This is a genomic window from Alistipes sp. HGB5, from assembly GCF_000183485.2.
Classification (GTDB): Bacteria; Bacteroidota; Bacteroidia; order Bacteroidales; family Rikenellaceae; genus Alistipes; species Alistipes finegoldii.
Window position 1 is genome coordinate 81,325 of record NZ_AENZ01000076.1, and the last position, 21,728, is coordinate 103,052.

General features: G+C 49.3%; 26 protein-coding genes. 14 read left to right on the plus strand and 12 right to left on the minus strand.

What is annotated here, in order from left to right:
* Positions 1-8 precede the first annotated feature (8 nt).
* Genes HMPREF9720_RS12875 through HMPREF9720_RS12895 form a run of 5 tightly spaced genes read left to right on the plus strand, consistent with a single transcriptional unit; the run spans position 9 to position 5,089 of the window.
* Entirely contained in the window at positions 9-794 is a 786-nt protein-coding gene (locus HMPREF9720_RS12875; RefSeq protein ID WP_004320483.1) for a DNA-methyltransferase, read from the plus strand.
* 37 nt (positions 795-831) lie between these two features.
* The gene (traN, locus tag HMPREF9720_RS12880; protein ID WP_004320485.1) at positions 832-1,683 is read left to right on the plus strand and encodes a conjugative transposon protein TraN; all 852 of its coding nucleotides are present in this window, start codon (positions 832-834) and stop codon (positions 1,681-1,683) included.
* Positions 1,680-2,192, plus strand: coding sequence for a hypothetical protein (locus HMPREF9720_RS12885; RefSeq protein ID WP_004320486.1), 513 nt, complete (start codon positions 1,680-1,682; stop codon positions 2,190-2,192). Before traN ends, HMPREF9720_RS12885 begins: the two co-directional genes overlap by 4 nt.
* 25 nt (positions 2,193-2,217) lie before the next feature.
* Positions 2,218-2,874: a hypothetical protein gene (locus tag HMPREF9720_RS12890; protein ID WP_004320488.1), complete on the plus strand. Its 657-nt coding sequence runs from the start codon at positions 2,218-2,220 to the stop codon at positions 2,872-2,874.
* Between the two features lie 28 nt (positions 2,875-2,902).
* On the plus strand, positions 2,903-5,089 hold the full coding sequence (locus tag HMPREF9720_RS12895) for a type IV secretory system conjugative DNA transfer family protein (protein WP_004320491.1): 2,187 nt from the start codon (positions 2,903-2,905) through the stop codon (positions 5,087-5,089).
* A gap of 87 nt (positions 5,090-5,176) precedes the next feature.
* Here the strand turns inward: HMPREF9720_RS12895 and HMPREF9720_RS12900 are convergent, their stop codons facing one another.
* Positions 5,177-6,391 carry a PDDEXK nuclease domain-containing protein gene (locus tag HMPREF9720_RS12900; RefSeq protein ID WP_039940755.1) on the minus strand — a complete coding sequence of 405 codons (1,215 nt, stop codon included), beginning with the start codon at positions 6,389-6,391 and terminating at the stop codon, positions 5,177-5,179.
* Between the two features lie 327 nt (positions 6,392-6,718).
* On the opposite strand from HMPREF9720_RS12900, the gene HMPREF9720_RS15505 reads away from it, so the two are divergent.
* Complete coding sequence (locus HMPREF9720_RS15505) at positions 6,719-6,934, plus strand: Fic family protein (RefSeq protein WP_008782489.1); 216 nt, start codon at positions 6,719-6,721, stop codon at positions 6,932-6,934.
* Positions 6,935-7,036: 102 nt separating this feature from the next.
* Here the strand turns inward: HMPREF9720_RS15505 and HMPREF9720_RS12910 are convergent, their stop codons facing one another.
* The 8 genes from HMPREF9720_RS12910 to HMPREF9720_RS12945 all read right to left on the minus strand — a co-directional run bounded on the left by HMPREF9720_RS12910 (position 7,037) and on the right by HMPREF9720_RS12945 (position 12,625).
* The gene (locus HMPREF9720_RS12910) at positions 7,037-7,417 is read right to left on the minus strand and encodes a hypothetical protein (RefSeq protein ID WP_004320499.1); all 381 of its coding nucleotides are present in this window, start codon (positions 7,415-7,417) and stop codon (positions 7,037-7,039) included.
* Between the two features lie 33 nt (positions 7,418-7,450).
* Positions 7,451-7,723 carry a hypothetical protein gene (locus tag HMPREF9720_RS12915; RefSeq protein ID WP_004320500.1) on the minus strand — a complete coding sequence of 91 codons (273 nt, stop codon included), beginning with the start codon at positions 7,721-7,723 and terminating at the stop codon, positions 7,451-7,453.
* A 7-nt stretch (positions 7,724-7,730) separates the two neighbouring features.
* Positions 7,731-8,006 carry a hypothetical protein gene (locus tag HMPREF9720_RS12920; RefSeq protein ID WP_004320502.1) on the minus strand — a complete coding sequence of 92 codons (276 nt, stop codon included), beginning with the start codon at positions 8,004-8,006 and terminating at the stop codon, positions 7,731-7,733.
* 441 nt (positions 8,007-8,447) lie between these two features.
* Entirely contained in the window at positions 8,448-10,175 is a 1,728-nt protein-coding gene (locus tag HMPREF9720_RS12925) for a ParB/RepB/Spo0J family partition protein (protein ID WP_004320504.1), read from the minus strand.
* A 437-nt stretch (positions 10,176-10,612) separates the two neighbouring features.
* Positions 10,613-10,867 (minus strand): hypothetical protein, encoded by a 255-nt coding sequence (locus HMPREF9720_RS12930; RefSeq protein ID WP_004320506.1) that lies wholly within the window; start codon positions 10,865-10,867, stop codon positions 10,613-10,615.
* A gap of 7 nt (positions 10,868-10,874) precedes the next feature.
* On the minus strand, positions 10,875-11,630 hold the full coding sequence (locus HMPREF9720_RS12935; RefSeq protein WP_004320508.1) for a ParA family protein: 756 nt from the start codon (positions 11,628-11,630) through the stop codon (positions 10,875-10,877).
* A gap of 280 nt (positions 11,631-11,910) precedes the next feature.
* Positions 11,911-12,273, minus strand: a complete 363-nt coding sequence (locus HMPREF9720_RS12940) for a hypothetical protein (protein WP_004320510.1) — start codon at positions 12,271-12,273, stop codon at positions 11,911-11,913.
* Between the two features lie 10 nt (positions 12,274-12,283).
* The gene (locus HMPREF9720_RS12945; protein WP_004320512.1) at positions 12,284-12,625 is read right to left on the minus strand and encodes a hypothetical protein; all 342 of its coding nucleotides are present in this window, start codon (positions 12,623-12,625) and stop codon (positions 12,284-12,286) included.
* Between the two features lie 25 nt (positions 12,626-12,650).
* On the opposite strand from HMPREF9720_RS12945, the gene HMPREF9720_RS12950 reads away from it, so the two are divergent.
* Positions 12,651-12,869, plus strand: coding sequence for a hypothetical protein (locus tag HMPREF9720_RS12950; RefSeq protein WP_004320514.1), 219 nt, complete (start codon positions 12,651-12,653; stop codon positions 12,867-12,869).
* A 356-nt stretch (positions 12,870-13,225) separates the two neighbouring features.
* On the opposite strand, the gene HMPREF9720_RS12955 is transcribed toward HMPREF9720_RS12950, so the two are convergent.
* A complete protein-coding gene (locus tag HMPREF9720_RS12955; protein ID WP_004320516.1) occupies positions 13,226-13,858 on the minus strand; it encodes a hypothetical protein in 633 nt (210 codons plus the stop codon).
* A gap of 47 nt (positions 13,859-13,905) precedes the next feature.
* Positions 13,906-14,130: a DUF7688 family protein gene (locus HMPREF9720_RS12960; RefSeq protein ID WP_004320520.1), complete on the minus strand. Its 225-nt coding sequence runs from the start codon at positions 14,128-14,130 to the stop codon at positions 13,906-13,908.
* A gap of 284 nt (positions 14,131-14,414) precedes the next feature.
* Between HMPREF9720_RS12960 and HMPREF9720_RS12965 the strand changes: the two genes are divergently transcribed.
* Positions 14,415-15,689, plus strand: a complete 1,275-nt coding sequence (locus HMPREF9720_RS12965; protein ID WP_004320523.1) for an ATP-binding protein — start codon at positions 14,415-14,417, stop codon at positions 15,687-15,689.
* Between the two features lie 5 nt (positions 15,690-15,694).
* Here the strand turns inward: HMPREF9720_RS12965 and HMPREF9720_RS12970 are convergent, their stop codons facing one another.
* Complete coding sequence (locus HMPREF9720_RS12970; RefSeq protein ID WP_004320525.1) at positions 15,695-16,348, minus strand: M23 family metallopeptidase; 654 nt, start codon at positions 16,346-16,348, stop codon at positions 15,695-15,697.
* 219 nt (positions 16,349-16,567) lie between these two features.
* Between HMPREF9720_RS12970 and HMPREF9720_RS12975 the strand changes: the two genes are divergently transcribed.
* Genes HMPREF9720_RS12975 through HMPREF9720_RS13000 form a run of 6 tightly spaced genes read left to right on the plus strand, consistent with a single transcriptional unit; the run spans position 16,568 to position 21,719 of the window.
* Positions 16,568-17,326, plus strand: a complete 759-nt coding sequence (locus HMPREF9720_RS12975) for a DUF4099 domain-containing protein (RefSeq protein ID WP_004320528.1) — start codon at positions 16,568-16,570, stop codon at positions 17,324-17,326.
* Between the two features lie 18 nt (positions 17,327-17,344).
* Positions 17,345-17,569 carry a hypothetical protein gene (locus tag HMPREF9720_RS12980; protein WP_004320530.1) on the plus strand — a complete coding sequence of 75 codons (225 nt, stop codon included), beginning with the start codon at positions 17,345-17,347 and terminating at the stop codon, positions 17,567-17,569.
* 16 nt (positions 17,570-17,585) lie between these two features.
* Positions 17,586-19,163, plus strand: a complete 1,578-nt coding sequence (locus HMPREF9720_RS12985; RefSeq protein ID WP_004320531.1) for a hypothetical protein — start codon at positions 17,586-17,588, stop codon at positions 19,161-19,163.
* Positions 19,164-19,166: 3 nt separating this feature from the next.
* Entirely contained in the window at positions 19,167-20,555 is a 1,389-nt protein-coding gene (locus HMPREF9720_RS12990) for a toprim domain-containing protein (protein ID WP_004320533.1), read from the plus strand.
* Entirely contained in the window at positions 20,552-21,049 is a 498-nt protein-coding gene (locus HMPREF9720_RS12995) for a PH domain-containing protein (RefSeq protein WP_004320535.1), read from the plus strand. Before HMPREF9720_RS12990 ends, HMPREF9720_RS12995 begins: the two co-directional genes overlap by 4 nt.
* The gene (locus HMPREF9720_RS13000) at positions 21,030-21,719 is read left to right on the plus strand and encodes a hypothetical protein (RefSeq protein ID WP_004320537.1); all 690 of its coding nucleotides are present in this window, start codon (positions 21,030-21,032) and stop codon (positions 21,717-21,719) included. The genes HMPREF9720_RS12995 and HMPREF9720_RS13000 overlap by 20 nt, the downstream gene beginning before the upstream one ends.
* Positions 21,720-21,728: the final 9 nt, after the last annotated feature.

Here is a 21,728-nt window from a genome sequence, read left to right on the forward strand (position 1 = left end):
CGGAAGCCATGATAGAGATTGACAACATATATAATATGGACTGTATCGAGGGTATGAAGCTCATGGCGAACGGCAGTGTCGATGCCGTGATAGCGGATTTGCCTTACGGCGTGTTGAACCGTAGCAACAAGGCGGCACACTGGGACAGGCAGATACCGCTCGAAGCGTTGTGGAAACAGTACCGCAGGATCACCAAGCCGGGAAGCCCCGTTATCCTCTTTGCGCAGGGCATTTTCTCGGCGCAACTCATGCTCTCGCAACCCCGGATGTGGCGGTATAACCTCGTGTGGCGGAAAGACCGGGTAACGGGTCACCTGAATGCCAACCGGATGCCGCTACGCCAGCATGAGGACATCATCGTGTTCTACGACCGTCAGCCGGTATATCATCCTCAAATGACGCCGTGTCCACCGGAACGGAGGAATCATGGACGCCGCAAGACGGACGGTTTCACGAACCGCTGTTACGGTGAAATGAAACTGGCTCCGGTGCGTGTTGCCGAAGACAAGTACCCGACCTCTGTCATTTCCATACCCAAGGAACACAAGACAGGAGCATTCTATCATCCGACACAGAAGCCGGTAGCCTTGATAGAGTACCTGATACGTACCTATACCAACGAGGGCGATGTGGTGCTGGACAACTGCATCGGTTCGGGTACGACCGCCATTGCCGCCATCCGCACGGGGCGGCATTACATCGGATTCGAGATTGAACCGACGTATTGCGAAATTGTCGGACGACGGATTCGGGAGGAACTGGAACGTGGTCATGGATTAAAGAAAGCGAAATAAGGGAAATAAAGAAATAAACAATATCAACAGAAACGATATGAACAAGAAAATAATTGTAACTGCATTTCTTCTGGCGGCAGGACTTTTTGCCACACGGAACGCACAGGCTCAGCGTACATACGAAGAGATGGAACGGCTGACTGTCAATGAACAGGTAACGACCGTCATCACAGCCACGGAACCGGTCCGCTTCGTGGATATTTCCACAGACAAGGTGGCGGGCGACCAACCCATTGAGAACATCATCCGGTTGAAGCCCAAAGAGACGGGACACGAGGACGGTGAAGTGCTGGCCATCGTCACCATCGTAACGGAACGCTATCGCACGCAGTATGCACTCATCTACACCACGCGGATAAGCGAGGCGGTGGCAGACAAGGAAATTCAGCTACAGGAACGGGATGCCTACAACAATCCTACGGTCTCGATGTCCACAGCCGACATGGTGCGTTTTGCAAGACGGGTGTGGAACTCGCCCGCGAAAATCCGCAACGTGGCGACCAAGGCGCACCGAATGGTAATGCGCCTGAACAATATTTACTCGGTGGGCGACTATTTCTTCATCGACTTTTCCATCGAGAACAAAACGAACATCCGTTTCGACATCGACGAGATACGGGTGAAACTGTCGGACAAGAAACTTTCGAAGGCAACCAACGCGCAGACCATCGAGCTGACGCCTGCCCTGGTATTGGAACACGGCAAGACGTTCAAGCACGGCTACCGGAACGTGATTGTCGTGAAAAAGATGACCTTTCCGAACGACAAGCTGCTGACCATCGAAATGACGGAACAACAAATCAGCGGGCGCAATATCAGCCTGAACATTGACTACGAGGATGTGCTGTCGGCCGATTCATTTAACACCGCTTTATTGGAGGAGGAATGACGATGAAAAAGACGATAATACTGATGCTTGCCTGCATGTGCGTCTTCATGAATGCAAGTGCGCAGCGTAACAGCGGCCGCCTCTCGCTTGGAGTGGGATTGCTGTATGAGAACGGCATGGACGTAACGCTTGCTTACGAACATGAAATGAACTACCGCCATGCGTGGGAGTTTTTCGCCAACGGCTATCTGAAATGGACGGAATGTAAATCTTGCGGTCATATTTGTCCGGAATCCTTCTGGCGCAACTATCGCACTTACGGTTTCGGTGTGGCGTACAAACCTTGTGTGGTGCGTGGACGCAACCATTACGGCAACTTGCGTATCGGAGCTTCGGCAGGGAGCGACACGAACAAGTTTCTTGCCGGAATCCATGTGGGTTACGAGCACAATTATGTGCTGCGGTCGGGATGCACACTGTTCTGGCAGGTAAAGAGTGACATGATGATAAAAGGGGCGGATTTGCTGCGGACAGGTATCGTGCTGGGGGTGAAACTGCCGATAAAATAAAGGAAAAACAAAAAACGAAAATAACATGATACGAAAGATTCAATGGTTTGCAATGGCAGTGACGGCGGTATTGTGCGCTGCCTGTGACGCCCATATCGACGTACCTGATACGGCGGTACGTCCGGGACATATTCTCTGCGAGGACGGTACGGCTTTATCCTACGTACAGTATGAACAGTCGGGAAAACGGGCAATAGCGGTTGTCTTCGATACCGAACACCGTGAAGGTACGGAAGGGAACGGCTATGCGGTTTACCTGTGGGACATTGCTCCGGCAGCTTTTGCCGACAGCCTCGGTGTCGCACAAGGGACGTCGGCCGACATCGAGGCTTTGGACGGGAACATGAACACCTTTGCGCTGTACGACACACGGGAGACGGCTTCGCCTATGGCGGAAGCGGTCTTTGACCTGTGGCGGTACGGACAGAGTGCCTATATCCCGTCGGTGGCACAGATGCGGCTGCTGTATGCCGTCCGGGAAACCGTCAATCCTGTCATCGAACGGTGTGGCGGCCATCCGCTGCCGTTGGATGAAAACGACTGCTGGTACTGGACATCGACGGAGGTAACCGGACAGGAAACGGCGAAAGCGTGGCTTTACTCGACAGGAAGCGGTGCGATGCAGGAGACCCCGAAGACACAGGCGCACAAGGTGCGGCCGATTATCACACTGAACAGGTAGGAACGAAAAGAGGGAAAGGACAAAGACAATGGAAGAAAGCAAGGAACTACAAGGATTTTACAAAATATTCCGTGCGGTCATCTATATCTCCGTGCTGATGGAGTTCTTCGAGTATGCCATAGACCTTGCCATGCTCGACCACTGGGGCGGCATATTGATTGATATACACGGGCGCATCAAGCGATGGATGATCTATAACGACGGCAACCTCGTGTATAGTAAGATAGCGACCTTCCTACTCATCTGCATCACTTGTATCGGCACACGCAACAAAAAACACTTGGAGTTTGACGCACGCAGGCAAGTGTTATATCCACTTATCTGCGGATTGTTCTTGATTGTGTTCTCCGTGTGGCTGTACCATCATACGATGGAAACGAGGCTCTACACCCTGCCGCTGAACATCATCTTCTATATGGCGGCTACGCTGGTCGGTGTGATATTGGTGCATATCGCATTGGATAACATCTCGAAGTTCATCAAGGAGGGACTGGGTAAAGACCGGTTTAACTTCGAGAATGAAAGTTTCGAGCAGAGCGAAGAGAAGGATGAGAACCAGTATAGCGTGAATATACCGATGCGGTACTATTACAAAGGTAAATTTCGCAAGGGATGGGTGTCGATAAGCAACTGTTTCAGAGGAACATGGGTGGTTGGAACTCCAGGTAGCGGTAAGACGTTCAGTATCATAGAACCGTTCATCCGCCAACATAGTGCCAAGGGCTTCGCGATGGTGGTCTATGACTACAAATTTCCGACACTTGCCACTAAACTTTACTATCATTACAAGAAAAACCAGAAGCTCGGCAAAGTGCCAAAAGGATGCAAGTTCAACATCATCAACTTCGTGGATGTGGAGTACAGCAAACGGGTGAACCCCATTCAGGCAAAGTACATCAATAATCTTGCGGCGGCGAGCGAAACGGCGGAAACCCTGTTGGAATCCCTGCAGAAAGGCAAGAAAGAGGGAGGCGGAGGCAGTGACCAGTTCTTTCAGACTTCTGCCGTGAACTTTCTTGCCGCCTGTATCTACTTTTTCGTGAACTACGAGCGGGAACCCTACGATGCAAACGGAAAGAAACTGTATGCGGAGAAACGGCAAGATCCGCAGACGAAGTTCTGGAAGCCGACGGGTGTCGTTCGTGACCGTGAGGGTGGCAGCATCGTGGAACCTGCCTATTGGCTTGGAAAATACTCGGATATGCCGCATATCCTTTCATTTCTCAATGAGAGCTACCAGACTATTTTTGAGGTACTTGAGACGGACAACGAGGTCGCGCCGTTGCTCGGCCCGTTCCAAACGGCCTTCAAAAACAAGGCGATGGAACAGTTGGAAGGTATGATAGGTACGCTGCGTGTCTATACCAGCCGTTTGGCTACAAAGGAATCTTACTGGATATTCCACAAGGATGGGGACGATTTCGACCTGAAAGTTAGTGACCCCAAGTCACCCAGTTATCTGCTGATAGCCAACGATCCGGAAATGGAAAGTATCATCGGAGCGTTGAACGCTCTGATATTGAACCGTCTCGTTACCCGTGTGAACACCGGGCAGGGGAAAAATATTCCGGTCAGCATCATCGTGGATGAGCTACCGACACTGTATTTCCACAAGATAGACCGACTGATAGGTACGGCGAGAAGCAACAAGGTAAGCGTAACGCTGGGTTTTCAGGAGTTGCCGCAGTTGGAGGCTGACTACGGAAAAGTGGGAATGCAAAAAATCATCACGACAGTGGGCAACGTGGTAAGCGGTTCAGCTCGCGCAAAAGAGACACTGGAATGGTTGTCGAATGACATTTTCGGCAAGGTGGTACAGGTCAAAAAGGGCGTGACGATCGACCGGGACAAAACGAGTATCAATCTCAATGAGAACATGGACAGTCTTGTACCCGCCTCGAAAATTTCGGATATGGCGACGGGATGGATTTGCGGACAGACGGCACGTGATTTCGTGAAGACGAAAACCGGTACGGGAGGCTCGATGAACATTCAGGAGTCGGAAGAGTTCAAGACTACAAAGTTCTTCTGCAAGACGGATTTCGATATGAGGGAGATAAAAGCGGAGGAAGCGGCCTATGTACCGCTACCGAAGTTCTACACTTTCAAGTCGAGGGAGGAACGGGAACGCATCTTGTATAAAAATTTCATACAAGTCGGACAGGATGTAAAAGACATGATAGCGGATGTACTGAACAAGCGTGGGGCGAAATAAATCAAAATCCCTGCAATAATTTACGTGGTTATTGCAGGGATTTTTGTATTCCATTCAGCTACCCGAAATCTTGCGGACATAAATGAATCATCTGACAGTTTCCGATTTGGAATCGTTTTCCGACAGCAGATTTTGTAATTTGTCGATGTCCGGTAGAGTCTTGCGCAAATTTTCCGGCATTTCTTGGGCTGTGCGGTATGTCGCCACGCCCATAGGCTTATCATAGTCGCGCACCATGATTTCGACAAATTGGCGGTTGGCATCCTGACATAGGACAATACCGATTGAAGGGTTCTCGTGCGGTTTCTTGTCGGTCATATCATATACAGTCAGATAACCGCTAAGCTGTCCGAGATAATTCGGGCGGAACTTGCCCCGTTTCAATTCCACGATTACGCTGGCATTCAGTTCTCTGTTGAAGAATACAAGGTCAGCAAACATTTCCTCTCCGGCAACTATCAGGCGATGCTGACTGTCGATAAAAGTGAAGTCGTTTCCAAAACGGAGAATGAACTGCTTGATATTGGTTACGATTTGGTTTTCGATGACCTTTTCGTTCCAGTCCTGTTCGCGTTCTCCCACATTCTCCAGATTAACCATTTCGAGCATATACTCATCCTTGAACGCCAATGTCGCTTTTACGGCATAAATGGCTTCGGGCAGCACTTGAAGGAAGTTGCTCGGCAAAGATCCGCGATTTGAATAGATGTCTTCTTTCAAGTAATTTTTGAGAGAGGATAGCGACCACGCATTTTGAGCGGCACAATGGATATAGAACAATCGTTCTGCGATGTCTTTTGAACGAGTCAGGATTTCAATATGATGTGAAAAGCTAATCTTGACAAAATCGTCCCAGGTAAATTCGGTATTGACCGGTTGCCCGATAAGTTGCAGCAGTAGATGCTCGTCAATATCCAATTCGCCCAACGCTGTTGGATGAATTAAAGCCGTACCCTTTTCCGACGAATGGTTTTCCAATTCGCCCAACACTGTTGGACGAATTAAAAACGTCCTCCATTCCTCATAGAATGAGCGCATCCGTTTCAACCCCGATTCAGAAAAGCCGTGCAGACCGGGCAACTCCCGTTGAAGGAGCTTTGATATGGTAGGCAATGCTTTAGTACCCCAACAGCCGATGCGGGAATTTTCAGACACGAATTTCCCCATTCCAAAATACAACGAGAGAGTTTCTTTGTTGACCGCAGCCGCACTTCTATACCGGCAGCGTTCGATGGCATGTTTGATTATCTCTACTGCCTCTGCATATTGTGTATAATCCGATGGGATAACTTGTTGTTCCATATACATACGTTTTTGTGCCGCAAAGGTACGAAAAATACGGGATATACAGGGCAGAATGCCAACATATTATAGTGCCGTGTGGGTCTTATTCGGTATTTTTAGCGTTCCGGTTTCCTGCACTCGCTTTGCTGCCAATCTACTCACTTAGATGTTCATGTGTCTGGGGCGTGCCGAGAAAGCCGGTAGCGGTGTGGATAAGATTGTGAGCGGTTGGCAGTCTTTGGGTTGGCCGCTTCCTACTGTAGCCGAGGAAACACGTCCGGACTATGTTGTGCTGACCTTGCAGTTAGGGATGAAAACCCGACAAGAAAACCTCGCAAGCAGGATTTGAGAAAAGAGCAAATCTTGGAGTTCTGTGTTGAGCCGCAATCCCTATCTGATATTTTGCAACATTTAGGATTGAAAGATAGGGAAAATCTTATGGAGGTCTATATCAATCCGATGATTGGTGCAGGGGTATTGGAAATGACGGAGCCGGACAATCCCACAAGCCGTAACCAGATGTATGTAACGGTAAAAGTGGAACAAGAATTTCAAAAGTAAGTTTATAATAGGATATTGCGGCTTGGACGCATCCAACCTCATACAAATAACACTGCCCGCGTGAAAATGGGGGCAGTGTTATTTATATGGTAGTTCGCTTATTTAAGCTCGTGTACCGCTTAAAAGTTCGGCAAGTTGCCGGTCGCAGAATTTATCGTATTCCTCCTTGTCTGTACCGCTTTCGATAGCCCGGTCGATAACATCGCCCAGTTCGTCGAAGCAGACTTCTTCATTGACACACTTTGCATTGCTATCATCTTCTTTCAGTAGATAGACCTCGTAGTAATCAGAGCCGTTGAGAGCGATAACGACATATCCGGCGTGTAACCGTCCGTTTACTTTCAGCCGCAGTGCCGGTAATTCTTGGAATACCGTAGCGACAAATTCGCTGACTCCCCACGACATAAAGACGGGTATGGGGGTAAATGACAGTAATTGTTCTTTGATGGTCTGTGCGATGTGCATTACATACTCTTTATCCATAACTTTGATTTTTAATATGATTATTGATTTATGTTAGTTGAACCATTCGGGGTTATCCTCTTTTAATTCCGTGATGAGTTCATCGTCCGGTAATTTGAGGGTCTTCGCATCGGCGAAAAAGAAAACCTCGTCATATATTTGTTCGGCTTCCTTACTTGCAAAACCTTCGCTCTCGTCCTCGAAACTGCCCGGATGAAGTGCATCGAGCAGAGCGGTAGAGCCGATAAGTAGTTCTTCACCTTCGTTGGATTTCACGATACGGCAGATGTAGATATTGCCGTCAAATTGTAGTTCTTTCGTTTTCATACGCCTGTTATCTTAATGGGATATGTCTCCCGTTTGCCTTGAGGTATTCCATGATACACTTCGCTTCTTCGTGCGATGCACGGTTGCGGTCATCGTAATTGCGTGTCTCGTCTGCCATGACCACGATACACTCCTTTACCAACCTGTAAAGGCTTTGCTGCAGCGTGGGGTGCATTTCGGGGATAGCGGCTGCAAACCGTTTGGGATTGAAGCCGTAATCGTTCACTGCTCTTTCCCAGTCTTTGGCGAGCTGGTACTCCTTGCTTTCCTTGATGTTGTCCATAATCTTGAATTTTAATGATTTGTTTTTTATTCCCTCCGTTCGATTCCTTTCTGTCGGAACCGCTTTGGGATTTTATAGATGCGGTAAACGGTTGTCGGTACAGCTTCATACGGGAGGCTTTTCCTGCCAATTACTCTTTCTGAGGGAAGGAAGAATTTGCAGGAAATACATTTCAAGCCGCCGGATCAAGCGCGACGGCCGACCTTTGCATCTGATAAAACCAAACCGGGGCTGACAGGGAATGAAGCTGGGGAAACGCTATAAAAGGGAAGTTGAAAATGGTAAAAAAGAGAGGAAACGAAAGCTATGAATGGAGGAAGGGTGGGTGGTGACGGGTTCGTCAGAAAGTTAAAAGAGGTACTTGGGTCCTTTGTCCGGAGCATACAAAAATGAATAGAGGGCGGATTTCCCCCCCCCTATTCGTTATGACAACAACATTTGTCAGGCAGCTATTTCTTCCGTTTGCGGTTCGGTCTGTGCTTCCGCTTCGGGTTGCGGTTCATCGGGTTGTTCCGCTTCCTGCGTGGCTTGTTCCTGCAAAGCGGCTTTTTTTTCCTTAATGCGTTGGTGCCGCTTTTCGTACACTTCATTATATCCGTCTTGGATATTGGCAAGTTCTTCGGGCATATGCTTTTGGGCGAAGCCAAGCAACAGGGAGGCTGTGGCGTTGTTACCGAATGCGTCCTTGAAATTGGCAATCAGATAATCCCTGCGGATAACGGCTTTCTGCTTGGCGGTAAGGTTCTCGATGATGCGCATTTTGTCCTCGCTCGTAAGGTAGTAATAAGAACCTTTATCTTCAATTCCCACCTCATTGAAATGCTCTTTGCGGAGTGAGGAGAGCAGGAAGAAATACACCATTTTCTCCTCGTCCTGTCCAAATTTGCGCTCTGACATATCGACCTCTAAAATCCGCTTTTTGGTGTCTTCAACGGTCTTTTCGAGGGCAATCTCCTTGTTGCGTTTGTCCTGCTTTTCCAACTTCTCGATAGGTGAAAGCGGCATTTCGGTTGCTGTACCGTTTACGGTGGTAGCGGTATTTGCAACATAGCACAGTGTAATGTCGTTGCTCTCAATACGGAGATAGAGGGAGATTTCTCCTGCTTCGCTTCGGGTGCGGATTGCTTCGCATTTTTCGGTGTAACCGTTCAATTCCTGCCCGTAATCCTTTTCTGCATCCTCGTATTCCTCGGTGGTATCATAATCCTCTTTTTGAGGTGCTTGGGGGCTTTCGGGGTATTTCGTTGCATAGGTTTTAAGGCTTTCCACTTCGTAGCCCATAGCGGTAAGTCGGTCGATGACAGCTTCATTGTAATTGTAGCTTTCGTGGCAGAGGGGAACGGCAGGGTGCTGTTCCATGAGCCGCATAGCCTTTTCGGTAAGGTGCGATGTGTTCATTTCCACCAAGCAAGCGCGGTTGGCGCAATTTCCGCAACCACCCTCACAGAACAACATCATATTATTGGTATTGTGAGGGCATGAAAGACAAAGGGTTTTGTCGAATGAATAGCGATTGAGGTCTGCGGTGTATTGCCGTTCGATGCTTTGTGCCACCTCGGAAGCTTTCATGCCTCGCCAACTATTGTACTGCACCCCCTCTTTCAGATGTTGGTCGTACACCTCACGCTGTATCTCTTCCCCATAACGGCAGATTTCACTTGCCACGCTGATTGTGATTTCGTCCTGCTCCAACAGCAAAGCGATTTCGGGTATCAAGGAAACGAATTTAAGTCGTGTACGGATATATGCCTCCGTCTTGCCGAACTGCACGGTCAAGGACTGTACATCGTGGCGACCGCTGTCTATGAGCTTTTGGTAGGCGTTGGCTTCCTCAATCGGGGTCACATCCTTACGCTGCAGGTTCTCGGTAATCGCCATTTCCTCGGCTGTCTCGTCTGAAATTTCCATGACGATAGCCGGAATTTCCGCCAATTCAGCCATGAGGGAAGCACGGTATCTGCGTTCTCCGAATACAATCTCGAAACGGTTGTCCGCAATAGGGCGCACACCGATAGGCTGAAGCACTCCCTGCTGACGGATGCTCTCGGCAAGTTCCGCAAGGCTTGTCTCGTCAAAGTTCTTACGTGGGTTGTAGTTACTCGGCTGAATGTCTGCCAATGCTACCGATGTGATGTTCTTCTCTACTGCTTGAACTGCTGTTGTTGCCATAATCATAAAATTTAATTGGTTGATATTTGATTTTTTTATTTTCCCTTTTTTCGGTTCTTTTCTCTGCCTGAACCGCTTGGGATTTACAGATGCTTCAAGGGACTGACGAACAAGCTATTTTCAACGCTTTTTCCGGAAAATTACTCTTTCGCAGGAAGGAAGAATTTTACGAGAAATGCACTTCAAAGCGGTGAAATCAAGCGCGGCAGTCCAAATTTGCGTCTGGAAAACCAACCGGCGATGGCAGGAACGAGGCCGGACAAGCGGCAAGTGGAATAAATAAAAAAGTAATACAACCATGCGGTTATAAGAGGTAATAGAACAGGAGAACACCCAGGAGGGTATAAACAGGAAAAACGCTACCTTGTGGACGTGCCCATAAGATAGCGGTATGCTATAAAAGGTATATCGGATGGGGACTACAACCGCCGTACCGGTTATTTCTCGTGCTTTTCCAAATACTCTTTCATCGCCTCGTTCACGATGTCCCGTAGAGACATATTCTTTTCGATGGCGAGGTACTTCATCCGGGTATGAATACTTTTGTTTATGACAAAGTTGCAATGTACAGCAGGCTCTTTTTCCGTTTTGACCGGTGCAGGTTCTTTCTTTTGCGTGGACTTCCCGGTGGATGACAGCAAGCCGTCCAGTCCGCTTCTCATGCCGTTTTTCAATGAATCACTTTTGCCCATATCGTTTTTATTTTAATTTCAACACTTCTTTTGCTAACTCCATGTAGTCCTTTGCCCCGTTGCTGTTCTTGTTATACTCAAAGATATTCATGCCTTTTATCGGAGCTTCGGCCAATGATACATTGTCCCGGATGACGGTCTTGAATACCTTGTCGCAGAACGATTCGCTGATTAGTTCCGCCACACTTTTGTTGAGCGTCTTGCGCTTGTCAAACTGGGTGATGACAATGCCGCCGATATTTAGGTTTGGGTTCAAACGTTCCTTGACAATCCCGACCACATTTGTAATCTTTGCCATTCCGCGCATGGCGAGGAACTGCGCCTGTACCGGGATAATCAGGAAATCCGCCGATGTGAGGGCGTTCAGTGTCAGCAAACCCAGCGAGGGCGGACAGTCAATCAGGATATAGTCGAATTTACGGGTTTCAAGCAATTTTGCAATCAGCCCTTTTAGTATTAATTCCCGCCCCGGCTCGTTGATAAGCTCGGATTCTGTCGCCGACAAATCGAGGCAGGACGGTACAACGGAAAGACCGTTTTCCAACTCGAATACCGGTAAGGTATATTCGCCTTTCATCGCTCCGTACACCGTCCGTTCCTCTTCGATGGAGAGACCGCAGGATTCCGTGAGGTTTGCCTGACCGTCCATGTCGATGAGCAGTACACGCTTTTTCTTCTGCTGCAATGCGGCAGCAAGATTGATGGTGGTAGTTGTCTTTCCGACACCGCCCTTGTGGTTCAAAACTGCGATTATTTTTGTCATAATTTCGTGTCTTTATATCTGATACAAAGATAATACTATTTTTAGTATTTACTATTATTAGTGTATACTATTTTACTACTTTTGTATATTTTAGTATTATAGCATCTACTACTATACTAAAATACTGATTGACTAAATGTAGTGCATTCTATCATTTCTGATGGGATATTTCCTAATATCCTACTTTACTAACCTTAGTATATACTACATTTAGTATTTGTTGTATAACAGCAAAATAAGCTCATTTTGGAATTAGTCTTATAAATCATCATCATGCGCATTAGATAAATTCTGTCTCAAGTGCTTCCAACAAGTCGTGTATTTGTTTTTCCGCTTCCTCCATATCCGATACAATGTCCTTGATGTGGTAAGGTGCGCCATTTTTACCGTGCCCATCATTTCCAATCCATAGATAGGCTTCGTAATCCGGGTCAAAACCCTCGAAATATTGTTCCATGTCAGCAATGAGGGTATCAATGTCCTCACATTTCATTTCGGCACTGAAATTAAAATCCTGCCCATAGTTGGTATAGCGTTGGAAGTCGAACTGAATATTTGATTTATTTTTGTCATCCACACTTATACTCCAGCCTTTGCTTTGGGATATTTCCGTTACTTTTTGTATCTTTTCTTGAGCGGTCATAGTTTTGAGTTTATAGTGGGGAGACTTCACACCGTCCTACCGATTGCTTTAATCCGTTATTTGAAAGTAATACTCCTGCAGCTCGTCTGGCCATTCGGCGGTCATAGAGCGTGGCTTTCTGGTTGTCCCGCTCGTGCCATTGCCAAATTTTGTGATTAAGTACAAGGCACAGCTCTGTCCAATGCTTGTAGTTATCTTTCCATTCTGCCTTAACCTTTCTGTATGTGTCAGCTATGGCTTCATTCCCGAACTTGTCTGCCATAGAGAAGTCCTGCCAAAAGGTTGTCATCGGGTCATAGCCAGTAATTTCCGCTATATTCCACTTGGGAATTACTATTTTTAATATTTCCATACTTATTATTGTTTTTGTAATACTCATGAATCAAGATTACTATTTCCCTTTGTTCGGTCTGTTTGCGACCGCCGGGAAGATTTTTCTGCTTTCAGAAGGTGGCGGGGAACAATCGGACAAGGCTGATCCGGAAAAATACGCTCGACAGCGGAGAGGAAGATTTTTACGTGTCATTTGCGGCAGTATGCCGGCATTGGCAGGATTGGAGCCGCCGGTTACCTTTGCGGAAAATTCTGTTCCGTAGGTCGCACGGCAGCGGACTTGGGTTTAATGGGAATCCGTTAGAAAAGGAAAGATTTATGAATAAAAGAGTGAGGCGGCCAGCCGGGACGGACTTTCCGATGGACTGTCTTGGGACTACAGAGGGCAGGATTTATCCCGCCCCCTGTAATGCCAAGTCTGTCCGTGTCCGTCCTTTTGCAAAAAGGGGCTTCACGCACTTTATGTAACGTGTTACACAAAATGCGTGAGGCTGCTTGAAGCAAACTGGCCGCAGGATGTAAGGCTATATGAGGGAGAAAGGAATTTTATAAAAGGCCGTTGGTCGATCGGAACAACAAACCGTACCGAGACTTTGCCCGATACGGTCTTGCATATAACTCAGTCTATGTCATAGCCTATCATGTATTCATCGTTGATAAGCAGATAATAGTAGCCGTTGCCACAATTCCTGTATTCTTTGCTGAATCCAGCCGCCATATCTCCATTTTCGCGTGGCTCACACCATAACGTACCGTCATAGCCACAAAAGTCGAAGCGTCCGGTGGAAAACTTTTCGCCTTGCTTCAGTGCCGTTCTGAAACGAGCCATATCCCAACTGCTGCAATACTTCTCGATGGTGGCAAGTCCGATACACTTGCCGTCGATGCGTGTGCCGGTCGTGATGCGGTTCTCGTAGAGGGATTTATCCAAATCGGCATTAGCGATTTTGCGAAGCCAATCATTCGTATGCGTGGCAAGTCGGGCAAGTTTCTGGTATTTCAAGACCTGTTTCTTTCCTATGTCCGCTGCATCTTCGGGAGAGGATGACGGATAGTATATCTTCTCAATGCTTGCCCAATCCGTGAAGATGTACCCGCTTTTTCGTTTTCTTGGCGCAATAATGCCGATGACGTTTTCATTGCGGTTGATGAATAATCGCCTACGTTGTCCTGCAATCCTTACATATAAAGAGGTGGAATTCTGCTCGTTTCGGAGATAGGCTTCTGCCGGATGAATAGTTGTTGTTTCCATATTTGTATAAATTTTGATTTTTGCTGTTCCTATTTTGGTTTACCTGTTCAAAGTTCCGGGATTGTGCCGTTCTTATATAGAACACCGTCCCGATAATGGGACACGATGCCCGGCTTAAGTCCCATTTCCTCAAAGGCTATATGCCTGATATAGTCCTTGTATTCTTTGCCAATGAAATTCTTTCCACAAAGGTTGTTGAAAATCATAGGGACGGAAAAACCGTCTTCGCTCGATAATATCACTTTGTCGTCTTGTCTAATTTCTTCTACCATACTTGTTTACTTTTAATTGGTTGAACTATCATGCTGATTTTTCTTTTTCCCTGCTTTCGTTTGCCGTGCAGGTTTGTTTTCAGCTTTTTGAGGCAGCCAGAGGATGAAGCTGTGGCATCATAAGCCAAACCCGGATAGAAAACCGACCGTGTAACAGTCTGTTTTCGTCATCCGAATGCAATGCGGCTTGGCGATTATGCGCTTCGTCCTACATTCGCCGACGAAAAGAGTAAAGAATGACCTGCCGGTAAAAGCAAGGATTTTGTAAAAAAGAAGAGTCGTATATGATAGAAAAAACGGCTTGGGATGTGAGAAAATACCCTGAAAAATTTGCGGTGTATCGTATTTTATGTAATTTTGCAGTTGTATTTCAAAATTGCATAAACAGTATGGAGGCAAAATATATCCACAGGGAGCTATCCGCCGTGATAGAAGAGGCTTACCGCTATTTTTCAGTCATTACGGTAACAGGACCGCGCCAGTCCGGAAAGACGACGCTGCTCCGCAACTTGTTCTCATACCTACCGTATTACTCGTTGGAAAATCTTGATGTCCGGAGTTTCGCCGAAAACGACCCGGTCGCTTTTCTGAACCAGCACACGGAGGGCATGATTCTTGACGAGGTACACAACGCTCCGAACCTGCTGTCGTATATTCAGGGTATGGTGGACAATGATGCCGACCGGCGGTTTATCCTTTCGGGCAGTTCGCAGTTTGCCATGCTGAAAAAGGTTACACAGTCTTTGGCAGGACGTACCGCCGTTTTCGAGTTGCTCCCCCTGTCATACTCCGAAATACGGGAGCAGATCACCGATACGCCTCTTGACAACCTGCTGTTTAACGGGTTTTACCCTGCCATTTATTCGGGCCGTAACATACCCAAATTTCTTTATCCGGCGTACATGAAAACCTATCTGGACAAGGACGTGCGCGACCTGCTACAAATCAAGGACATGATGCAGTTCCACACATTCATCAGGCTTTGCGCCGGACGTATCGGATCGCTGTTCAAAGCCTCTGAACTGGCCAACGAAATCGGTGTCAGTTCACATACCGTTACGGCATGGCTGTCCGTCTTACAGGCATCTTATATTGTTTTCCTGCTACCTCCCTATTTCGAGAACACACGCAAACGGCTGACTAAAACTCCCAAGCTCTATTTTACGGATACAGGGCTTGCCTGTCACCTGCTCGGCATCGAATCGCCGGAACAGCTTGCACGGGACAAGATGCGTGGGGCGTTGTTCGAGAACTTCATCGTAACGGAAGCCTTGAAGCGGCGGTATAACCAAGGCAAGGAAAGCAACCTCTATTTTTACAGGGATTCGAACCAGAACGAGGTCGATTTGCTGTTGAAAAAACATTCGGGGCTATACGGTATTGAAATCAAGTCGGCGATGACCTACCATGCGGACTTCGAGAAGGCGTTGAAACAAATGGACGGCTGGGTCAAAGAAACCATACTGGGTAAGGCGGTGGCCTATGCGGGTACACTCGAAAATACTGCTGGAGAAATCAAACTTCTGAATTACAGTCACCTGGATGAGGTGTTGGCTTAACAGCCCTATAACAGTCCAGCTAATGCCGACACACACTCCTGCTGCATGGATTTGATGTAATCGAAGAGAACCGAGGGATTGATATTCTTGCCATTTAGCTTGCAGGTGACGTGCAAGTGCTCGCCTGTACTTCGTCCGGTCGAGCCGGTAATACCGACGGCATCGCGGGGACGGACTACCGTACCCTTGGCGGCCAGCACCCGTGAAAGGTGGCAATAGCTGACGGTGTAATTTCCGTGCCGCAGTGTCACATACTTGCCGGACGTCTTGTCTTGTCCCACTTTGACGACCACCCCCTCCATCATGGCCAATACCTGCTCGCCCCGTGCGTGCAGGTCGATACCCCCGTGAAACTTCCTCTTCCCGGTAAACGGGTCTTTCCGGTAGCCGTATGGCGATGTAATTCTGATGCGCTGCAATGGATAAGACACACTGAGATAACGGTCAATCCACAACTTCTTACTTTCATCGGCAGGTTTTGTCGAAGTCTCCTGTGCAGGAGCCATGCTTTCGGGTGTCGGCTCCGGCTTTTTCATACCCTCCTGCAAGGCTTCTACCTTGTATCTTTCTGGTGTCTTGGCAATCGTGTTGAACTGCGCCTGAACGGGCATCGTGCAGAATGAAATACCCGATATTGCTATCAGTAGAATTTTTCTCATTCGGCAAAGTTATAACGGGAATTTTCATGTCGGAAACAAACTACCGTCATTTCTTGTATTGGTTTGATATTTTGCGTCTATTAGTACGATTTTGATTAGATAATTGTACTAATGAAGATAAAAACAGCATATTACAACCATTTATATAGCTGTATTTTTGTCCGTCATAATAAGATGTCTCTATCTTTGTATAGTACAATTTTATAATATGAATATAGTATGAAAAAAGTTCAGATTGAATTTGATGAATTACCCTTTTCGACACTGGAACGATTCGGTCTTACAAGGGAAATGATCGAGGACTTGCCGATGCGTGTGTTGGAAGACATCTGCAACGGCCGGCATTCTCCCGTGCTTCCCGTGCGTGTCACTGACGAGCATGGCGGGCAAATCGAGAGCCGCAGCCGCTTTGCCTTTATCCGCATGGACGACGGTCAGGTGGATGTGGTGTTCTATCCGGCACTGAAATCCTCTCCACTGGAGCGGTATGACGAAGCACAGCAGAAACAGTTGCTCGACGGCAAGGCGATTGTCGCCGATGTGGAAATGTCGGACGGACGGAGCAGCAAGGCTTTCGTACAGATTGACGCCGAGACGAAACAGGTGATGTATGTCCCCACGCCCATCATCGCACGCAACCTGAAAGTGCTGGCCGAGGTCATGCGCCTCGGTACGGTGGAGGTAAACGGGATGCAGCACGGCGAGCCGCTGACGGTAGTCGTGGGCGGCGAGCCTGCCACAGTGGGCATCGACCTTCATGCCAAGACCGGCATCCGCATCTGTTCGGGCGACGCGCAGCAATGGCGCAACCAACCCAAGCGAGAGTGGGACAAATACACCTTCGGGTGCTACGGCTGCTGGGTCATGGACGATGACGGTAACCTTGACTACGTTTCGGAGGAAGACTACACCGAAGAGCTGTGGAACGAACAGAAGAAGAGCGGCGAGCGCAATCGTGCGACAGCTCTCCATAAGTAAAACATCAATCCGTACATTATGGCACAGAACGAATATTATCCCGAAGACGTACTTGTCGGGAAGATGCAGAGCGGCGAATACGGCTGGCTCGATTACGTCAATCATTTCTCCGCCGACTGGCAGGAGGAATACGCCCGTTACTGCGAGGAAAAAGGGCTTGCAGTCGGCAACGAATCCGCCGCCGAGTTCGTCCGCTTCAAGGACGAACAGTTGGAGGCAGCAATGGAAAGCGGAGACGCATAACGAAAACAATCAGACTATGGCGATACGAACGAATACCAATCCCCGGCAGATGGACTTGCAGCCCGAAATGCGCGATATGCTGATGCGCAACGGGCTTCAAGCCCATGTTGCACTTGACGATGCAGGGTATCGGCTGATCGTGCAGGGACATGACTCGCCCCTGCTGGTCTATCCGATCACCGAACGTCAGATGTTGGCACTCACGGACTGGGGAACGAACACTGCCAACAAGAAGGCCTACAACGTGCTGACGAGCATCGTGGGCAAGGACTTCTATATGCCCAAGAACTTCGTCCATGCCCGCAATGCCAACGGTCGTGTGGCTATGGGGCTGCACGGCTACCGCATCGTCATCGGCGAGTACGGGCGCATGGGGCGTATGGGAATGCCCCCGCCGTTCCTTGGCTGGACACCTCGCAACCAGTTGGGCTTCCACCTTCGCAGGGTCGGCGGCCAACTGTTCTTTCCGGGGCCGTCCATCGTACCCGAACGCCCCGACGGGCGCATGAAGCCCGGCGAACTGCAATCAGGCGGTTACGGCTTCTATTACAAGGGGCATCAACAGGAGCAGCCCGTACAGCAACGGGATGTGCTGCAGGACTTGCAGGCGGCTATCACGCCGATGGTCAGCCGTCCACGCAGCAAGGAACCGGCACGGCCGTACAAGGAGCTTATAGCCTCTCCGGTCTATTTCTCCAACGAGAAATGGGCGGAGTGCCTTGCCTCGCACGGTCTTGTCGTGGATGCGGAAAAGCAGACGCTGACCGTGCAGTCGGAAAGCGTCCAAGCCGATATGGTCTATGACCTGACGGAAGAGGAAGTGAGGACACTGGTTGCCGCACCCATCGAGGAGCAGCCCGTAGAGAAACGTCTGGAACTGCTGAACGGCATTATCGGGGCTGACTTTTCCGACAAAGTGACGATGGAGGCTCTCAACAGCGATCAACGCATCGCTATCGGTCTGCATCCCGAAGTACAGCAGGATTTGAAACAACGCCAACGGCAGGAGCAAGAGGCTTTTATGCCAGTGAAAACCTCGCTGCAACAGCAAGAGGAATCCGTACAGGGAAATATCGGTGCGGTAGTGGACGGGCGTGACCTCCAGTTTTTGAATGAAAACAAGGGATGGTATCGGGAAGAGAAACACGGGCGGGAAGTCGAAGTGAGCCAGATAGCCGTTCAACCGGCACAGACCGAGGGGAAATACAGGATGACCGCCGTTATCGACGGTCAGGCTATCAGCCATGAGATAACCCAACGGGACTACGACAAGTTCCTTGCTGTGGATGACTATCACCGGATGAAGCTCTTTTCCAAGATTTTCAGCGAAGTGGACATGAAAACACGCCCGGAAGCACAGCGGGGTCTCGGCACGAAAATCTTTGCCGCCCTCACCGCAGGTACGGTAGTCGCGGCGGGTGTCGCACACGGCATCCACCATCACTGCCATGCCCCGGAGTTCTACGGCGAGTGTTTCGGCGGTCCGCCACGCCCGTACTTCAAGCCGGGTGTCGATACGCCGAGGGATGTGGCCATCCGTTGTTTCGAGGCAGAGATGAACCGTGAAATCAATGATATGAGAATGGGGAGGTAAACCATGAGAGAGGGCGAACTGACTTATGACGATTTTCTGCGCAGGCTGAACATTCAGGACGTGCTTATCGACGCGGGCTATCACCTGAACCGGCGTGACGGCCTGCGCTATCCCTCGTATGTCCGGTTGGACAGCGAGGGGCGGCGCATCCGCAACGACAAATTCATTGTCACGCAGCAAGGGAAATGTTGTTTCAAACCGCAACAGCAGAAGTCGTATAACATCATTTCCTTTATCAAGGAGCATCCGCATTTTTTCGCGGAATACCATGCCGGTGTGTCTCCCGACCGACTGGTAAACCTTGTCTGCAACCGGTTGCTGAACCATCCCGTCGCTGACCGGGATACCCGGATTATCCAGCCTAAACGGGATGTGAAGCCGTTTGACATGGCGGATTACGACATTCACCAGTTCAATCCGCAGGATCGGGCGACACAAAAGAAGTTCTATCCGTTCTTCAAGCATCGGGGCATCGACCTTTACACGCAATACGCCTTCCACCGGAACTTTTGTCTGGCGACGAAACACCGTGAGGACGGCATGAAATACACCAACCTCGCCTTTCCGCTGACCGTTCCGAAAGATACGGGACAGGTTGTCGGTCTGGAAGAGCGAGGGCGCCCTCGCATGGATGGCAGCGGCAGTTATAAAGGGAAGGCGGAAGGGAGCAATTCGAGCCAAGGGCTATGGATTGCCAGCCCAGCCAAAACTACGCTTACCGAAGCCAAGCATATCTACTGGTTCGAGAGTGCATACGACGCGATGGCCTATTACCAGCTTCATCAGGCCAACGACAAGGATTTGCGGAAAGCGGTCTTCATATCTACCGGCGGTAACCCGACGGTGGAACAGATGCGGGGTGTCCTCACGCTCTCGCTTCCTGCCAAGCAACACATCTGTTTCGATACCGACCTTGCGGGAATCGAGTTTGCCAAGAACCTGCAACAGGAGATGTACCGGGCTGTCCGTTCCACCATCGAGGAGACACCGGAGCGGAAGCCTTATCTGGATTCCGTCGCTGACGGCAAGAACCTCGATGAAGGAGACATAGACCTGCTGCCCGACGCTTTGCGGTCGAGCTACGGGAAATATGAATCCGCATGGGAAGAAGCCATGTCGATGCGTTCGAGCGGCCTGTGCCATCCGGACGACATACGGGAACAGACGGATATCATGAACGGAAATTACAAGGAGTTCCGTGAAGGATTGCGGGAGTTCCTCGGTCTGGACAAGGCGAATGACGCCTCTTTTGTCCGTGAACAGCCTACCTATCCCAACAAGGACTGGAACGAACAGCTTTTGGCCGGGCAGAAACAGGAAGAGACGGTCGATGAGACACAGGCGAGAGAACAGTCACCGGAAGAGGAACAACAAACACACTTTCGCCGATGATGACCGATGCACCCACAGGACATTTCCAAAGCATCGTGCTGCAACCGCACGCCGGACAGTTCGTCATCGACGAGCTGCCCGCAATCGTATTGTGCTGTGCAGCATGGGTGTACGGTGGCATGGAGGGACTGCCTCTGACAGCTCTTGCCGTATCGGTTGCCGCATTGCTTTCTTTGGCATTGCTGTACCGTTTCATCTATCTGCGCCGGACACGCTACCACATCGGTAGCGAGCAGCTTATCAGCAGGCATGGGGTGCTGTCCCGGAAGACGGACTACATGGAACAATATCGTATCGTGGACTTTGTGGAACACCAAAGCCTCATGCAGCAGCTTTGCGGCCTAAAGACGGTACGCATCTTCTCGATGGACAGGAATACACCCCGGCTTGATTTGGTAGGCATCAGACACAACTTCGATGTGGTAACGCTTATCCGGGAACGGGTCGAGTATAACAAACGAAAAAAGGGAATATATGAAATCACGAATCATTAGTCTGGTCATTTTTGCCCTCTGCCTGATGCCACACTGGGCAAAAGCCCAAATCACGGCGTCCAATCCGTTGGAATGGATGGCGTTGGCCGAGGGCAACGAGGTTATCAATGACCAAATAGAGAAACAGATAAATGGTCAGACGAAGACAGCTATGCTGCAGAACAGCATCGCCGCCGAGTTTAACCGCATCCACAAATGGGAGAAGCAGTACAACAGTTATCTCAAGACGGTAAGCGGCTACGCTTCATCGCTGAAAGCCTGCACCCATCTCTACAACGACGGCGTGAGAATCTTTCTCACGTTAGGGAAATTGGGCAACGCCATCCGAAACAACCCGCAGGGCATCATCGCCTCCATGAGCATGAACAATCTGTATATCGAGACGGCAACGGAACTGGTATCGGTCTTCACGCTCCTGAATGACGCAGTGGCCAAGGGCGGCAAAGAGAATATGCTCACGGGTGCGGAACGCAGCAAGACCTTGTGGGCGTTGAACGACAAACTTTCGGTTTTCAGCCGGAAGCTGCACCTGCTCTACCTGAGCATACGGTACTATACCCTCAATGACGTGTGGAACAACGTGACGGCCGGGATGCTCGACCGCAACAACGGAGAGGCGGCACGGATGGCCATGTCCCGTTGGCGCAGGGCTGCCGTCCTTGCACGATAAAATCAGGTG

What these genes read in the sequence shown, in the direction of transcription:
- HMPREF9720_RS13000 (WP_004320537.1), top strand. Translation starts at nt 21,030, where the DNA reads ATGAAATCACGAATCATTAGTCTGGTCATTTTTGCCCTCTGCCTGATG.
- HMPREF9720_RS12960 (WP_004320520.1), bottom strand. Translation starts at nt 14,130, where the DNA reads ATGGTAGAAGAAATTAGACAAGACGACAAAGTGATATTATCGAGCGAA.
- HMPREF9720_RS12935 (WP_004320508.1), bottom strand. Translation starts at nt 11,630, where the DNA reads ATGACAAAAATAATCGCAGTTTTGAACCACAAGGGCGGTGTCGGAAAG.
- HMPREF9720_RS12910 (WP_004320499.1), bottom strand. Translation starts at nt 7,417, where the DNA reads ATGGATAAAGAGTATGTAATGCACATCGCACAGACCATCAAAGAACAA.
- HMPREF9720_RS12895 (WP_004320491.1), top strand. Translation starts at nt 2,903, where the DNA reads ATGGAAGAAAGCAAGGAACTACAAGGATTTTACAAAATATTCCGTGCG.
- HMPREF9720_RS12900 (WP_039940755.1), bottom strand. Translation starts at nt 6,391, where the DNA reads ATGGAACAACAAGTTATCCCATCGGATTATACACAATATGCAGAGGCA.
- HMPREF9720_RS12970 (WP_004320525.1), bottom strand. Translation starts at nt 16,348, where the DNA reads ATGAGAAAAATTCTACTGATAGCAATATCGGGTATTTCATTCTGCACG.
- HMPREF9720_RS12965 (WP_004320523.1), top strand. Translation starts at nt 14,415, where the DNA reads ATGATAGAAAAAACGGCTTGGGATGTGAGAAAATACCCTGAAAAATTT.
- HMPREF9720_RS12980 (WP_004320530.1), top strand. Translation starts at nt 17,345, where the DNA reads ATGGCACAGAACGAATATTATCCCGAAGACGTACTTGTCGGGAAGATG.
- HMPREF9720_RS12995 (WP_004320535.1), top strand. Translation starts at nt 20,552, where the DNA reads ATGATGACCGATGCACCCACAGGACATTTCCAAAGCATCGTGCTGCAA.
- HMPREF9720_RS12955 (WP_004320516.1), bottom strand. Translation starts at nt 13,858, where the DNA reads ATGGAAACAACAACTATTCATCCGGCAGAAGCCTATCTCCGAAACGAG.
- HMPREF9720_RS12985 (WP_004320531.1), top strand. Translation starts at nt 17,586, where the DNA reads ATGGCGATACGAACGAATACCAATCCCCGGCAGATGGACTTGCAGCCC.
- HMPREF9720_RS12915 (WP_004320500.1), bottom strand. Translation starts at nt 7,723, where the DNA reads ATGAAAACGAAAGAACTACAATTTGACGGCAATATCTACATCTGCCGT.
- HMPREF9720_RS12885 (WP_004320486.1), top strand. Translation starts at nt 1,680, where the DNA reads ATGACGATGAAAAAGACGATAATACTGATGCTTGCCTGCATGTGCGTC.
- HMPREF9720_RS12975 (WP_004320528.1), top strand. Translation starts at nt 16,568, where the DNA reads ATGAAAAAAGTTCAGATTGAATTTGATGAATTACCCTTTTCGACACTG.
- HMPREF9720_RS12940 (WP_004320510.1), bottom strand. Translation starts at nt 12,273, where the DNA reads ATGACCGCTCAAGAAAAGATACAAAAAGTAACGGAAATATCCCAAAGC.
- HMPREF9720_RS12875 (WP_004320483.1), top strand. Translation starts at nt 9, where the DNA reads ATGATAGAGATTGACAACATATATAATATGGACTGTATCGAGGGTATG.
- HMPREF9720_RS12990 (WP_004320533.1), top strand. Translation starts at nt 19,167, where the DNA reads ATGAGAGAGGGCGAACTGACTTATGACGATTTTCTGCGCAGGCTGAAC.
- HMPREF9720_RS12950 (WP_004320514.1), top strand. Translation starts at nt 12,651, where the DNA reads ATGAATCAAGATTACTATTTCCCTTTGTTCGGTCTGTTTGCGACCGCC.
- HMPREF9720_RS12920 (WP_004320502.1), bottom strand. Translation starts at nt 8,006, where the DNA reads ATGGACAACATCAAGGAAAGCAAGGAGTACCAGCTCGCCAAAGACTGG.
- HMPREF9720_RS12930 (WP_004320506.1), bottom strand. Translation starts at nt 10,867, where the DNA reads ATGGGCAAAAGTGATTCATTGAAAAACGGCATGAGAAGCGGACTGGAC.
- traN (WP_004320485.1), top strand. Translation starts at nt 832, where the DNA reads ATGAACAAGAAAATAATTGTAACTGCATTTCTTCTGGCGGCAGGACTT.
- HMPREF9720_RS12925 (WP_004320504.1), bottom strand. Translation starts at nt 10,175, where the DNA reads ATGGCAACAACAGCAGTTCAAGCAGTAGAGAAGAACATCACATCGGTA.
- HMPREF9720_RS12945 (WP_004320512.1), bottom strand. Translation starts at nt 12,625, where the DNA reads ATGGAAATATTAAAAATAGTAATTCCCAAGTGGAATATAGCGGAAATT.
- HMPREF9720_RS12890 (WP_004320488.1), top strand. Translation starts at nt 2,218, where the DNA reads ATGATACGAAAGATTCAATGGTTTGCAATGGCAGTGACGGCGGTATTG.